Annotated in this window: 14 protein-coding genes; 9 read left to right on the forward strand and 5 right to left on the reverse strand. The window is 63.4% G+C overall.

All coding sequences use genetic code 11. The features are described 5' to 3' along the window. Positions 1-46: 46 nt before the first annotated feature. Together AC1DJB_RS13325 and AC1DJB_RS13330 are read right to left on the reverse strand one after the other, a co-directional pair. Positions 47-268, reverse strand: coding sequence for a hypothetical protein (locus AC1DJB_RS13325; RefSeq protein WP_059389675.1), 222 nt, complete (start codon positions 266-268; stop codon positions 47-49). 3 nt (positions 269-271) lie between these two features. Next, positions 272-1,084: a COG4280 domain-containing protein gene (locus AC1DJB_RS13330; RefSeq protein WP_476910493.1), complete on the reverse strand. Its 813-nt coding sequence runs from the start codon at positions 1,082-1,084 to the stop codon at positions 272-274. A 251-nt stretch (positions 1,085-1,335) separates the two neighbouring features. Between AC1DJB_RS13330 and AC1DJB_RS13335 the strand changes: the two genes are divergently transcribed. The 7 genes from AC1DJB_RS13335 to AC1DJB_RS13365 all read left to right on the forward strand — a co-directional run bounded on the left by AC1DJB_RS13335 (position 1,336) and on the right by AC1DJB_RS13365 (position 8,815). Then, entirely contained in the window at positions 1,336-1,974 is a 639-nt protein-coding gene (locus AC1DJB_RS13335; protein ID WP_476910494.1) for a Chromate resistance protein ChrB, read from the forward strand. A 264-nt stretch (positions 1,975-2,238) separates the two neighbouring features. Then, positions 2,239-3,225 (forward strand): ABC transporter substrate-binding protein, encoded by a 987-nt coding sequence (locus AC1DJB_RS13340; RefSeq protein ID WP_476910495.1) that lies wholly within the window; start codon positions 2,239-2,241, stop codon positions 3,223-3,225. 109 nt (positions 3,226-3,334) lie between these two features. Continuing rightward, complete coding sequence (locus AC1DJB_RS13345; RefSeq protein WP_476910496.1) at positions 3,335-4,213, forward strand: TauD/TfdA family dioxygenase; 879 nt, start codon at positions 3,335-3,337, stop codon at positions 4,211-4,213. A 438-nt stretch (positions 4,214-4,651) separates the two neighbouring features. Beyond that, on the forward strand, positions 4,652-5,494 hold the full coding sequence (locus tag AC1DJB_RS13350; RefSeq protein WP_476910497.1) for a polysaccharide deacetylase family protein: 843 nt from the start codon (positions 4,652-4,654) through the stop codon (positions 5,492-5,494). 333 nt (positions 5,495-5,827) lie between these two features. Next, a complete protein-coding gene (locus tag AC1DJB_RS13355; RefSeq protein WP_476910498.1) occupies positions 5,828-6,247 on the forward strand; it encodes a MarR family winged helix-turn-helix transcriptional regulator in 420 nt (139 codons plus the stop codon). Beyond that, positions 6,244-7,512: an MFS transporter gene (locus AC1DJB_RS13360; RefSeq protein WP_476910499.1), complete on the forward strand. Its 1,269-nt coding sequence runs from the start codon at positions 6,244-6,246 to the stop codon at positions 7,510-7,512. The genes AC1DJB_RS13355 and AC1DJB_RS13360 overlap by 4 nt, the downstream gene beginning before the upstream one ends. Positions 7,513-7,516: 4 nt before the next feature. Next, positions 7,517-8,815: a hypothetical protein gene (locus AC1DJB_RS13365; protein ID WP_476910500.1), complete on the forward strand. Its 1,299-nt coding sequence runs from the start codon at positions 7,517-7,519 to the stop codon at positions 8,813-8,815. Between the two features lie 52 nt (positions 8,816-8,867). On the opposite strand, the gene AC1DJB_RS13370 is transcribed toward AC1DJB_RS13365, so the two are convergent. Further along, positions 8,868-9,878, reverse strand: coding sequence for a PstS family phosphate ABC transporter substrate-binding protein (locus AC1DJB_RS13370; protein WP_476910501.1), 1,011 nt, complete (start codon positions 9,876-9,878; stop codon positions 8,868-8,870). A gap of 264 nt (positions 9,879-10,142) precedes the next feature. Here AC1DJB_RS13370 and AC1DJB_RS13375 point away from each other — a divergent pair, with 264 nt between their 5' ends. Beyond that, complete coding sequence (locus AC1DJB_RS13375) at positions 10,143-11,834, forward strand: ABC transporter substrate-binding protein (RefSeq protein ID WP_476910502.1); 1,692 nt, start codon at positions 10,143-10,145, stop codon at positions 11,832-11,834. Between the two features lie 18 nt (positions 11,835-11,852). Here the strand turns inward: AC1DJB_RS13375 and AC1DJB_RS13380 are convergent, their stop codons facing one another. Both AC1DJB_RS13380 and AC1DJB_RS13385 read right to left on the reverse strand, forming a co-directional pair. Next, positions 11,853-12,425, reverse strand: a complete 573-nt coding sequence (locus tag AC1DJB_RS13380) for an NUDIX hydrolase (protein ID WP_476910503.1) — start codon at positions 12,423-12,425, stop codon at positions 11,853-11,855. Beyond that, complete coding sequence (locus AC1DJB_RS13385) at positions 12,422-12,553, reverse strand: hypothetical protein (protein WP_476910504.1); 132 nt, start codon at positions 12,551-12,553, stop codon at positions 12,422-12,424. The genes AC1DJB_RS13380 and AC1DJB_RS13385 overlap by 4 nt, the downstream gene beginning before the upstream one ends. A gap of 209 nt (positions 12,554-12,762) precedes the next feature. Here AC1DJB_RS13385 and AC1DJB_RS13390 point away from each other — a divergent pair, with 209 nt between their 5' ends. After that, on the forward strand, positions 12,763-13,869 hold the full coding sequence (locus AC1DJB_RS13390) for a YncE family protein (protein WP_476910505.1): 1,107 nt from the start codon (positions 12,763-12,765) through the stop codon (positions 13,867-13,869). The last annotated feature ends 98 nt before the right edge of the window (positions 13,870-13,967 follow it).

Below are 13,967 nucleotides of genomic sequence, written 5' to 3' on the forward strand. Positions count from 1 at the left end.
AAGCGCTGGCACCGGGCCACGTTCAGGGCAGAAGCGCTCCGGGCGGCTAGTCGCTCGGGTGCTGCTTCACGTCGATGGCCAGGGCCACGACGAAGGATGCCGCCAGCGCGACGGCCAGGACCGGGGGCAAAAGCAGCGACGCCTCGAATCCGTTCAGGACGAACCCTGCTCCGACAACGAGCGGGATGAGGACCGACACTGCAATCTTCCAGTCGTCGCCGATGATGAAGTCGTACCAGAATTCGAAGAATCCCTTGATGAATTTCATGGCCTAGACTTCCTCTCGCACACTGACAGGCTGGACGATTTCGATGACCGGGACTTGGTCTGCCGGTACCTTCAGGATCTTGACGAGGATCGCCGAGAGCAGCACCCAGCCGGCGAGGATCGGCAGGAGGACCATGTCCGAGAGCACCCACTCCAGGCTGGTGTGGGAGGGTGTCAGGGCGCCCAGGCCCTCCGTGGCCCAGAAGGTGCCGAAGGTGGTCAAGAGCAGCCCGACGCCGAATTTGAGCGTGTTTTCCGGGACCTTGGTCAACGGTGCGTGGATGACGATTGCAGCGAGCAGGACAACCACGACGGCCGCGACTGCACCCATGATGGCAACCGGCATGTTGTTGGCGTTGAGGCCAAAGGTGATGACGATGAAGACGACCTCCACGCCCTCGAGGAAGGTGCCTTTGAAGCTGACGACGAAGGAGAACCAGTCAAGCCCGAAGCGGACCTTGTTACCTGCCGCGGCCGCCGCGTTGACCTTGTTCTGGTAGATCCGAGCCTCATCGTGCATGGCCTTTCGGCCAGCAGAGCGCAGGATGGCCTTCTTGAGCCACTGCAGTCCGAAGATCAGCAGCAGGACGCCGATGATCAGCTGCAGGCTAGAGCGCGGCAGCCAGTTCGCCAACGCATACCCAGTCACCGCGGTGAAGCCGGTCAGTGCTACGAGCGCTGTCCCGACACCGTACAACGTGGACTTCCAACTCCTTGTCATGCCCATGGCGAGCACGATCGTCAGGGCCTCGACCATTTCCACGATCGCGGCCACGAACACGGAGATGGCCAAGCCCCAGTCGGTACTTGAACCCATGACAACCACCTTTCTGTATCTCTAAGAATGTGCGTTCGTTGAACATACTAACGGCCGTTAGATCTGTTAAGCAACAGAGAGTCGGATATTTAATTGATGGGTTATGCGGGGAACGGAACGGCTGATCACTCCATGGGGGAATCTATCGAGCATTCAGGACTTGGCGGTCGTCAAGGATTCAAGGGGTCGGTTGTCACGGTACTTTCGAGCGTGCGCGGGGTACGATTGACTAGCTCGAGTGAGGAGACCAGATGAGCGTCAATACGAACAAAGAGGCCCCATTGGATCTTGAGGCCGCGATCCCGGATACCGCAGCTGCGGCGCCCGAGCGGCAGGCGGGGGCCAGGGCCCAAGGTTCGCCCACGTGGCTGCTCCTTGTGTACCGCGTGCCAAGTGAGCCAACACGCCTGCGCGCCGCCGTCTGGCGCAAGCTGCGCAACCTGGGAGCGATCTACATGCAGAACTCCGCCGCTGCGGTGCCCCGCACCGCACAGAGTGAGCGGGCCATGAGGGCTCTCCGGAATGAAATCGTCGAAGCGATGTCCGGAAAGGCATTTCTCATCAATTCGACGTCGATCATCGGCGAAACGGATCTGGTCGAGATGTTCAATGCGGCCCGCAATGATGAGTATGAAGAGATCCTCGACAAGTGCGGGGACTTCCATGCCGGGGTTGAGAAGGAAGTCAGGGAGGAACACTTCACCTACGGCGAGCTCGAAGAAAACGAGGAGGACCTCGTCAAGCTCAAGGGGTGGTACCAGAAGGTCAAGGCACGCGACATGCTCGGTGCACCCCTGGCGGACAAGGTTGCGGACGCGTTGACGGACTGCGCCGCCACCCTGGAGGACTTTGCCGCCCGTGTCTACGAGGCTGACAGCGCCGGACTCTGACAGCGGGTCCGCTCACCGGAACGGCGGATGAGCGGCGCCCGGAGTCAAGGACTCCCGGCGCCGCTCTTCTTGCGCCCGACCGGGTGGAGGAAGACAACCCCTCGCTTCAATTCTCCGGCCTATTGCAGTCGCAATTTTTAAAAAGTAACAGCTGATAGATCTATGCATCGCATTTCGTTAGTGATACGTTGTAGTGCATTAGCGAACGCGAGCGGGCCGGTCCGCATCCCGCGACACCGGAACCCACTCCAGAAGGAGGGTTCAATGACTGAATCCCAGGAACCGCAGCTTCCGCTGCGGCTCGGCTCCAAGGCATCGTGGCTCGCCTACGTCGCCCAGCAGCTCGGGTACTTCAATGACGAGAATCTCGCCGTCACCCTGTTGAACAAGCAGGAAATCAAGGACCTCGAGGCCGGCGGTGGCCGCCTCGACGCCCAGGTGAACTGGTTCCAGCACGCAGTCTTCGGCGTGGTCAACGGCAAGCCGCAGGTCGCGGTCATGGTCCTGCACGACGCGCCCGGCATCACGGTAATGGTGTCGGAGGTGTCCAAGGGCGAGATCCGCTCCGCCGCAGACTTTGCCGGACGCCGGATCGCCGAGGGTGCCAGCCACTCGGCCAAGGGGATCGTGACAAGCTACCTCGCCAGCAGGGCCGGGTTGCCCAGCGGAAGCTACACTCCGGTGATGGCGGCGGTCGACGGCCGGCGTGAGGCCGTCACGCAGGGGCTGCAGGAAGGCACCGTCGATGTGCTGACCTTCATGGAACCCATGACGACCTACATGAAGGAAACCGGGCTCGTCTCCACGCTGTATGACCTGGCTACCCGCGAGAGCACGGTCGCCGAGCTCGGCGCGGTCTGGCCGGCGGAATCCTTGCTCGTCACCCCGGAATTCGCAAAGGACCACCCGGACATCGTCCAGCGTCTGGTCAACGCGATGCGCCGCACCCTCGAGTACGTCCGCTCAAGTACCCCCGAACAGATCGCCGAACTCCTGTCCTCCACCTACCTCGCGGGCAAGGAAACCGCTGATGCCGTCCAGGCCATCGCCAAGAGATGGCCCACCTTGTCCCAAGGCGACTACACGATCTCCCCCGGATCCGCGCAGCTCGTCATCGATGCGATCAAGTCCGCACCGTTCGATGACACCCTCAGCGGACAGATCCGCGCAAAGGTCAAGACCGTCGACATCGACGCCTCCACCCTCTACGCGAACGCCTTCGTCCAGGAGCAGAGTCCCGTCGCCTCCTGACCCCCGGATTGTCCTCCCTCCGGCGAAGGCCCCAGCCGCGGGCCTTCGCCGGAGCTGTATCCGTAGCGCGGCACCGCCGCGAAGAACCCGCCCTGTAAGGAGCCCGCCCATGGAACACCTGACATTCCCGCAGTCCGTCCTCGATGCCACCCCGGAGGGGCGCTTCGAGGACCCTTCTGTCCATGCCTTCCGGGAGGAAGTCTTCACGAGCCCGGGCTGGAGCGAACACGGCCTGGCAATCGTCGAGGGCATCCCGGTGGAGGATCCGGCGCTGGCGGCCCGGTGCGCCACTGCGGTCTCCTCCGCGCTCGGGCGCCTGCTTCCCCAGGACGGCGCCGGCCAGCTGGTGCGCGAGGTGAAATACCGCGGCGTCAAACTCGGCGAGGGCGCCACGGGACGGTACTCGGACAGCCGGGAAGGAGGGCAATTCCACACCGACGGCCCGCACCGGCCCGACACGGCGCCGGACTGGTTCGCCCTGCTGTGTATCCGACAGGCCAGGGTCGGAGGCGGCCTCATCCTTGTCCCTACCGGCGAAATCATCCGGAAGCTCGATCCCGACGCCCTTGCCGTGCTCCAGGAGCCGTTCCTCTTCGACCAGCGCGAGGACGGCGTGCCGCCCGTGCCGCGGCCCGTCCTCGTCCAGCAGCCCGATCGCCAATGGCACGTGAACTACCTGCGCGAGTACATCGAACTCGGGCACAGACACCCCCTCGGCACACCATTGACCGATCGGCAGGTCCACGCACTTGACCGCTTCGACCAGGAAGTGGCCTCAGCAGTGGCCAACCCCGACCGCATTGAGGTCAAACTGGCACCGGGCCAGCTGGCAGTGATCGACAACCGCCGACTTCTGCACGGTCGAACCACCTTCGGAGACGACCCCCAAGACCGCGACCGGCTCATGCTGCGGACCTGGATCCGCGAACTGATCCCGGCCGGATCCGCCGCAGCCGCCAGGCCCGATGTCATCATCAGTGACCGCTGAACAGACAAGGAAGCGGCTGCCTCCCCGAGGGGAGGTAGCCGCTTCTTCCTTTCGAGAGCACTTCTAGCCCACGGGCACGGAAGCGCCGCCCTCGAAAACCAATGCCCGGCGCCGGACCCAACCTTCGTCACCACACCACCCACCAAACGCCAGTCAAACCCCTGCGCCTCCCAAGCGCACTGCACCCGGCCGTGGGATCGCCCGAAACGGCGGGAATCAGGAGAACAGTTGAATCCATACGACGCGGACATCACGCGGCCTACACGGAGGACGGCCGGCCTTGGAGAACCCCCGCATGACCAGCACCCAGCGTCCCCATCCCAAGGGCACCCGGAAACGCACCGGACCGCTGCGCGACCCGGTGCGGTGCGGCTTTCCCGTCGATCCCTTCTCGCAGCTGTCGGCGCAGCAGCCGCGGGAGCGACGGGATGCGGACTCGTGGCACCGGCCTCGTCAGCCCCGACGACTACCCCGACGTCACGAGCGACCCCGACCGCGAAGGCAGCGGCCGTTCCGAGTCCGAAGACATCCGCCGCGTCGGCTGCACCGATCCCGGCCATCAGGGCCGAGATCGAGAAGCGCTTCGCCGGCCGCCCGCCGGGCCAATGGGGTATCGATCTCCCTGGGATCGTCACCCACACGGGTTCCCGGGCCGTCGCCCTAACGTTCGATGCCTGCGGGGGTCCCGGAGGATCGGGCTACGACGCCCAGCTAATTGATACCCTCCGCCGTCTGCGAGTGCCCGCAACCCTCTTCCTGAATGCACGTTGGATCAACACCAACCCATCGCTGAGCGGAGAACTCGCCTCCGACAGCCTGTTCGAGATCGGAAACCACGGCCTCGCCCACGTGCCGCTCTCCACGACCGGTCGAAGCGCCTACGGAATCGCCGGGACAAGAACGATCGATGGAGTGATAGACGAGGTCTCAGGCGGCGCAAGTCGAATCGTCGCCCTGACCCGGAAGCGGTCGTCGTGGTTCCGCGCCGGGACCGCGTTCTACGACGAAACCGCTGTTCAAGTCGTGCGCGCCATAGGCTTCACTCCCGTCAACTTCTCGATCAACTCCGACGGCGGAGCAACCTTCCCGCCCGGCACCGTCGCCGCGCAACTGGCCGGGGCCCAGCACGGAGACATCGTGATCGGCCACATGAACCAGCCCGGGTCAGGAACATCAGCGGGCTACGCGACGGCCTTGCCAGCGATGATCGACCAGGGCATGGACTTCACAACCCTGTCCCGCACCAGAATTCCCGTCCCAGGCCAACCCAGAATCGGATGACTAAACCGCGCACCGGCAAACCAGGACAGAACCTGCCCGTAACACGGGGTCAGCCGGGCGGGAACAGTGCACTCGTGACGCATCGATCGCCGCTGCCGTCGGGTTCGGGCTGCTCGCCTTCGCCCGCCTAAGAGCCGGCGAAGGCAGCAGACCGGGCAGCAAGGCTGGATGGTGTTTCTTGCTCCGATGCGGGTGCGTCACAGGGCGGTTGCAGTGCTGCCGGAGGCCACTGGCGGGGTCCGGTGGTCTTCCAGTGCCGTTACTCGGTGGCTTCCCTGAATATTGCTATGCCATATAGCTATGTAAGATAGCTATATGGATAGTGTGGAGGCAATGCGACTAGAGGACCAACTCAAGCGGTTCATCCGGTGGAACCGCTCAGCCCATCCACCCATCGAGGGACTGTCCCGAACGGCGATTTCAGTGCTCGCTGCGATCGTCCGCGCCGGGAGCCGGGCCTCTCGGCCAGGCGAACTCGCACGGGAGCTGGGCATGACCACTTCGAATACCGCGTCCGCATTGCGCGAGCTGGACGCAGGCGGGTATGTCACGCGCGGACGCGATGCAAACGATGGCCGCCGGGTCAACATCATGCTCACAGACAAGGGTAGGACTGCGATGGCCCACCGCCGGGCAACAAGATCCACCCACCTGCAGCACGCGATCGAGGCGACACTCGATGACCGCGAGCAGGGCGAGCTAGTGGCGGCCGGAAACCTGCTGGAACGCATCTCGAACTTTCCCGCCTCGTGACTTTCACGCGCGAGGCCATGCGTCTCAGGCTTGTGGCCGCGGGTAGTTCGCTACGCGTCCGCAACTACCGGCTGTATGCCGTGGGGCAGTCCGTGTCCATTGCGGGCAATTTCATGCAGACTTTGGCGATCGCGTTCCTCACTCTTCATCTGACAGGTAGTGGGAGCGCGCTCGGGTTGGCTGTGGGGGTCCGGCTTCTGCCGTATCTTGTTGCAGGGCCGATCAGCGGAGTGATAGCGGACAGGCACGACAAGCGCCGCATGCTGCTGTTCACGCAGACCGCATGCGCTTTCTGTTCAGTGGTATTCGGTGTGCTCGCCATGACAGGGTTGATGACGTATCCGCTCCTGCTCGGGCTGAGCTTCGGGCTTGGATGTCTGACGGTGTTCGACAACCCTGCACGCCAGAGCATTATCTCCGAACTGGTCGGCGAGTCCGAGCTGTCCAACGCCATCATCCTGAGTTCCGTCATGGTCAACCTGGCCCGCGTGCTGGGCTCGGGCATGGGTGGTGCGTTGGTCGCAATCATTGGCATTCCAGCGTGCTTCTTCTGCAACGCCGCGTCCTTCGGCTCGGTCATTGTGAGCCTCGTGATGATGCGTCCATCCGAGATGTTCCGGTCGGCCCGGGCCCCACGCGCACCCGGACAGGTGCGCGAGGGGATACGGTACGTATTCAGGACGCCCGGACTAGCGGTCACGCTCCTGATGATCACCGTGACCGGCACCCTTGCATGGGAGTTCCCGACAACGCTGCCCCTGTTGGCGACTGATGCGTTCGCGGGGAACGCGGCCACGTACAGTGCCTTGGTCATGGCGTTGTCCATCGGCTCCATCGTCGGTGGACTGTTTGCGGCCGGACGGCGCGCCGCGTCCCGCCCCATCATGCTGTCGCTGACAGCAATCGCCTGGGGGGCAACCATGATTTTCGCGGCGTTAGCCCCCACGCTTGCCCTGGCGCTGGCAGCCCTGGCACTCGTGGGAATTGCCAGCATTGCCTTCAACGCGGGTGCAAAGACCAATCTGCAGTTGACCTCGCGGCCCGACATGAGGGGCCGCGTGATGGCGTTGTGGGCCATGTGCTGGGGCGGAAGTGCGGTCATCGGGGCCCCACTGGTTGGCTGGATCGCGCAGGAGTTCGGGAGCCGGTGGGGGCTGCTGGCGGGCGGCATCCCGACGATGGTCCTCGGGCTGGTGCTCCTTCCGGTTCTGTGGCGCGATGGACGCGCCCGAAAGAGAGGCGAATCGAAACATGTTGGCAAATGAAGCTATGACGACCATTGGCTCGCGCGGGAAGCGGCCGAAGTTCGCGGCGGTGGTGAACGAGTTCTGGCCTGGATCGCACGCCGACCTCCTCGTGGGTCGCCTTCACGACGGCTATGAAGTGCTGTGGACGCCGACGGAACCGCTCTGCGAGCTGGCGTCGCTCCACGTGCTCGACCCCGGGCCAAGCGACCTCGGAGCGAGTCGTATAAGGGAATGGGACGTCCGCCCGGCCGGGAGATTGCGCGACGCGCTGTCCGGGACCGGCGGAGGAATCGACGTCGACGGTGTCGTCCTGATCGCTGAACGCAACCCGCGCTCGGGGCGGCCCGCGGAGTTCGACGAGCGAGGCAGGCCGAGGGACCGTCGCCACGAGATGTTCATGCAGGTCGCGCGGGAGTGCGAGCTGTCGGCGCGACCGGTTCCAATATTTCTCGACAAGCACCTGGGGAACACGTGGGAGGAGATCAGCGAGATCTACGAGACTTCACGGCGCTTGTCGATTCCGGTCATGGCCGGCTCCTCGGTTCCTGTGACCGTGCGCTGCCCTCCCGTCGAGATCCCGGTCGGATCACGGGTGAAGGAAGTCGTGGCCGTCGCTACCGGTTCGGGAGAGCCGCCCATCTTCCACCCGCTCGAACTGGTCCAGTCGATGATCGAACGGCGGGCAGGGTTCGAGACCGGCGTAGCGTCGGTGCGGTTCGTCTCCGGTGACCGGTTCTGGGATGCGTTCACGAACGGCGGGCTATGGTCCCGGGAGCTCGCCGATGCGGCGATCGAAGCCGTGCCCCACTATGCCGGCGGCGCCCGCGAGTACTACAGGAGGTATCCTTCTTCAATTGCCGACGGGCCGGCGAGCTCCCCGCGCGGACGAGAGGAGGCCGTCGTCGTGGACTATAACGACGGGACCCGGGTCAGTGTGCTGCTGCTGACAGGGTTCATGCTGCGCCGCGCCGTCGCCGTCCGAGTGGACGGGACGCGCGACCCCCTGGTCACCTGGACGCCCACCGGCTCCAAGCTCACCGATGTACCGATGATCGGGGCCAGCGTCGCGACGCCCGGACAGAAGAAGCCACCGACCTGGAACTTCGACCATCTGGCTGGATTCCTCGACCGATTCCTGTTCACCGGGCACTCGCCCTTCCCGATCGAGCGGACCGTACTCACCAGCGGTATCCTGGACGCCGCGATAACCTCACGCCAGTCCGGGGGCGAGGCGGTGGACACTCCGCACCTCGACATCGGCTACCGGCCGGCCACAACACCGGGCCAACTGGCGCGTCGGATCGAGAAGCAAAACGCATGACGGTGCTGCCGGGGCCCGTCCGTGACCCGGCCCCGGGCAGCACGACGCCGATCTACTCCGAGGGCGACGACAGGTTCATCAGCCGCTCGAGTTCCGGGCCTGCGATCGATTCGGGGAGTGGCAGGTAGTCGCCTTCCGCGGCGACCACGGATTGCCCCTCGCGGCTGAACACGAATCGCATGAACTCCTTGACCTTCGGATCCCACCGGGAATGGGGTGCCTCGCGGACGAACGCGTACACCGACCTGCTGAGCGGATACTCACGACTTGCTGTCGTTTCCCGCGTCCCCGCGACCGCAGGACCGGAGTCCTCGGCAATCGGAACGGCTTTCAAAGCCCCGGTCAGGTTCCGGAATCCCGCCAATCCGATTCCATAGCGATCATTCTCCAGAGTGGTGACAAGAGCCTCGGCGGCGTGCCCCCCGGACCCTGCGTACATCCGGGTCGGCGCACCCTCGGGAAGCATCGCCCGATCGGACCATGGTCCCTCCTGCAACACCCGCAGCCATATGTGCTGGGCCGTCCCGGTATCGCGGTCCAGGCCGTAAGCGTGGATCGGCGCGTCGGTCCACTCTCCGGTGAGACCGAGCTGACCCCAGCGGGTGATGGGCTCGGGACAGCCGCGCCGGCGCTCCGCCGAGTAGATGGCGTCCAGCTGGGAGAAACTCAACCCGGCGATCGGGTTTTCGGCATTGACCAGCACTGCGACCGCCACGGTTTTGGCGAATGTGTCGAACGCCCCGGTAGCGATCGCAAACCCCTCCGGCTGGTGATCGAAGATGCGCTTCCACGATGTGCGCTCCAGCTTGCGGATCTCCCGACCGAAGAGACCGATGTCCGCGACACCCGTGTAAAGGCCTCCCACGGCGGTCGACGTGCCACGGAGGAAGGAGTCGGGCTCCAGCCTGGGATGGAACTCCCCGAAACGGCGGATCCATCCGTCCCAGAGCTCCTGGAAGGCGGGGTCGCCCCAGGCAACGAGCCTGCCGCTCAACTCGCCGCGCGGCTCATACTCGGGCAGGGCCTTCCAGGATAAGGAGGCACTCGTCTGCACTGTCGACATGGTTTTCCTTTCATGAGGAAGGATGCCGTCTCACCTCGGCGGCGTCTTCCTCGCTCTTGGTTACGTTGCATTCAAACTCTAATCCTATTTCTGAAATAACGACGGTTAATTTATCTATTGCTACGATGTTGCATTAAGGTCTAATATCTTGTCTCTAAGGAATATAGCTTCCGTTAGATTCGCGTCGCCGTCGGGCCGCCTGGCTTTCCACCGTGCGGCACGATCACGCTCTGCGCGGTCGCCGCGCACAACGAAAGAAGAACAATGAAGTTCCTGACGACAACGAGTCCGCTGCTCCGGGCCAGGGTGACCATGGCTGCCGCCATGGTGGGTTGCGTGCTTGCGACGGCGGCATGCACCGGCACCACCTCAAGCGCCACCAACACGGCAGGCGGTACCCTCAAAGTGACCGCAGGCGCCTCCGGACCATTTACCGACAACTTCAACGCGCTCATAGCCAGTTCGTCGAGTGCATCCGGATTTGCGGCATACGCGATCTTCGAGCCGTTGCTGCAGGAGGACTTCGGCAGCGGCAAGACACGGCCGTGGCTCGTATCCTCATACACTTGGGGTCCGGACGGCAAAACCCTCACGCTGAAGACCAAGGAGGGGGTGAAGTGGTCCGATGGCGAAACGTTCACGGCTAAGGACGTGGCTTTCACCTTCAATCTGATGAAGGCGAACGCGGCGTTCAACGCAGTGTCCCTTCCGCTGACTGGAGCCGAAGCTACCGACAACACGACCGCCGTCATCCACTTCAGTAAGCCCGCCTACCAGGTCATGTGGTGGCGCACCGAGACCGTGCCCGAGCACATCTGGAAGGACGTCCAGGATCCGGTGAAGTACGCCAACCCCAACCCGGTCGGTACTGGCCCCTACATGCTCAAGTCGTTCACTCCGCAGGCCATCACGCTGCAGAAAAACCCGTACTACTGGCAGGCGGGGGGAAACTTTTCCACCGTGCAGTACCTTGCGGCCGATTCGTCCAGCAGCATGATCGCCAACCTGCAGTCCGGCGGCGCCGATTGGATCGGAACGGCTGGCATCGACGGCGCGACGGTCAAGAAGCTCGCCCCGAACGCGATCGACTACTGGAACACCACGATCAACCCGTCGGTCGCGCTCCTCCTGCCGAACTTCGCCCACGCCCCGCTCGACCAACTCCCGGTGCGCAAGGCGATCGATATCGCACTCGACCGTGACGAGATCTCCAAAATCGGCACCGCCGGTCTGAATGCAGCGGTTGAATCACCCACCGGGATGGACGTCAAAACGCGAGGTGATCTGATCGCCGCAAACTACTCCGATCAGAAATACGGCAAGGCTGATCCCGAGGCCGCAAAGAAGATTCTCGCCGCCGCGGGTTACCAGCTCGGCCCGGACAACGTGTTCGTGTCCCCGAACGGCCAGCGGCTGGACTTCAAGCTCACGGTGCCTACGACCTACCCGCAGGCTGACCTCTTCGGCATGACCCGCGTGATGGTGCCCGAGCTGGCGGCCGCGGGGATCAAGGTCACGGTGAAATCGGAGCAGCAGCAGGCCTATGTAAAAGATGTCGAGATGGGCAACTACGAGCTGACCATGCGTACAAACGGGGGAACACCCTCGGTGTACGACTTCTATAACCGGATCATCAACCAACAGCCGATCAGCGCCCCCGCCGGAACGGGGACCCAGCTCAACTACGAGCGGTACCCGAACTCGAACGCGCCCGCTTTGCTTAGCGCCTATGCAGCGGCGGCACCGGGCAGCAAGCAGGAGCAGAGCGCCGTAGGGGCGATCCAGAAGGTCATGGTTGATGACCTGCCCGGGATGCCCTTGGTGTTCTCGGGCGGTGCCGGGATGTGGCGGACCGATCGGGCGACTGGCTGGCCGTCGGCGTCGGACCCGTACGCCGCCCCGGTGCCGGGCAGCGTCAACGCCGAGCTGGTCCTTCTGAAACTGTCGCCCAAGTGAGGTTGTCCAGGCGACGTCCTACGGGTGATAAGCCGGAAGCTGGAGGAGAGTTTCGATGGTGTCGGCCTGATTGAGGACCCTGGCAGGGATTCCTCGTGCGTCAGGCTGCGTTGCGACCGTTTTCAGGGTGTTCAGATCGACGAGTTGTGCCTGGATCCGCTCGCCGCTGTCAGGGCTTGGCGCTGTCGCGTAGTCGAATCCGGTGGCCAGGAAGACGTAGACGAAGTGCTCTATCTTGGCGTGTGGCTGAGTCACCTCCAGTAGCCTCCAGTCAGAAAAGACCATGCCCGTCTCTTCCCGAAGTTCCCTGCGGGCCGCGTCGAGTTCTGTCTCGCCCTCCCGGTCATGCCTGCCGCCGGGGATTGAGAGGTACGGCAATCCTCCCGGTTGCCTTTCACGAAGAAGCACGATTGCGTCGTTCTTCACCGCGAGGATCTGAACGGTGTCCGGACGTTTCAACATCTCGAAGGTCTGGTACGTGCCGTCGAAGGTTCTTTGCCGCCACTGGTACGTGCGGTAAATCACGCCTTCAAAGGCGAGCCTCGCCTCCGGCGGGACGAGGACTGCGTGCTTCGGAAGGATGGTCCTCATTTGACGGCGCCTTCTCCGGGACGCTGCAGGTCCCCGGCCTGGGGGAGAAAACACGCGCCGGCCACCGAGGCGGCATCCGACGCAAGGGTGAGCAATTCAGCAATCGTCCATTGTTCATCTTCCGTCATGTTGTCATTCTCACACCCTGGTCAGTCTCTTAGCTATGTTTGCTCAGGTATTTTCTAACAGCTGTTTTCATTAGATCTAGCAATCGGCGCATTTTAAGGATAAGTTTCGTTTGATTGGTCTCTTGCGGTCGATCGTGTAAGGAGTCGGCGGACTCAAGGTCAGAACGAGAGGAACGAAGAACAATGACGATGATTCAAGAGGTCAACCGGTGACGCCGGCAGTGGGCACGGCCGTACGGTATCGGGAGGTCACGACCGTGGACGTGGGCCGTGGCCCGCACCTCCACATCGGATACGTGAAGGAGTCCGGCCACGTCTGGGTCTCGGACACCGGGGGAGACACCATCACGGTGCTCGACCACGCCGACGGTCGTGTGGTTGATCGATGGCACCTGGGCGGGGGAGCGGCGCACTTCTCCTTCGATGCTGGATGCACGGTCGGGGTGGTTGCGCTCCGTTCCGCGGATGAGGCGGTGATTGTCAGGCCGCAGACCCGTGAAGTGGTCAGGAGGGTCGCGCTACCGGCGGGATGTGCCCCGACCGGAACCATGCCCGCTTTCGACCGGGGTATTGTGTACACCCTCAACGAGGGAAACGGCACGGTGACTGCCGTCGAGGTGCCTTCTGCCCGGATCACTGCGTCGATCCCGGTTGGCGGCCTGCCCAAGTGGGGCCAGCCGTGGGGGGCAAGCTACAAACCGATCACCCAGCCCGTCGGCAAGACGTACGTCGTGAGCACGGAATCCGATGATGTAACCGTATTTGATGACAGCACCAACGAGGTCATCCGCAGGATTCCGGTGGGGCACCGGCCCAACCGGAATGCGATCTTCCGCGAGCATGGAAATATCTACATCTCCAATGAAGCCGACGATACCGTGACGGTCATTCGCATCGCCGATGATCAAGTGCTCGCTACCGTTCCGGTGAATCACCGCCCATTCCGGATGCTGCCGATCCAGGCCATCAATGGTCGGGACGAGATGTGGGTTCTGGGCGCTGGCGAGGCAAAAACGGGTGCCGGCACCGTGGCTGCGGTCTCCGGAACAGAACACATCGTCACCCGGACGATCGATGTGATCGATGAGCCGGCGAACTGGGTCGTGAACCCCCAGAAGCGACTCTTCATCGTCGGTTCATCCTGCCGTCAACTGATGGTCTACGACTTCGTGTCCGACGCCCCGGTCGGGCTTACGGAGCTTGGACACGACCCGGCGCCCGGAGCCATCAGCGGACTCATCCACACCTCCGCCGGGAGCCTTTTCATCCTGAACAACGACAGCACCGTCACAGTGCTGCGCGACCAAAACGAATGAATACCACCCCGAACAACCCCGGGTCTCGACTCAGAACAGTGATTGGTGGCTGAAAAACCGTGGAATACAGTGAAGAAATCGTGCGGTCGGTCGAGGAT

This window comes from Arthrobacter sp. 01T428 (assembly GCF_056398685.1).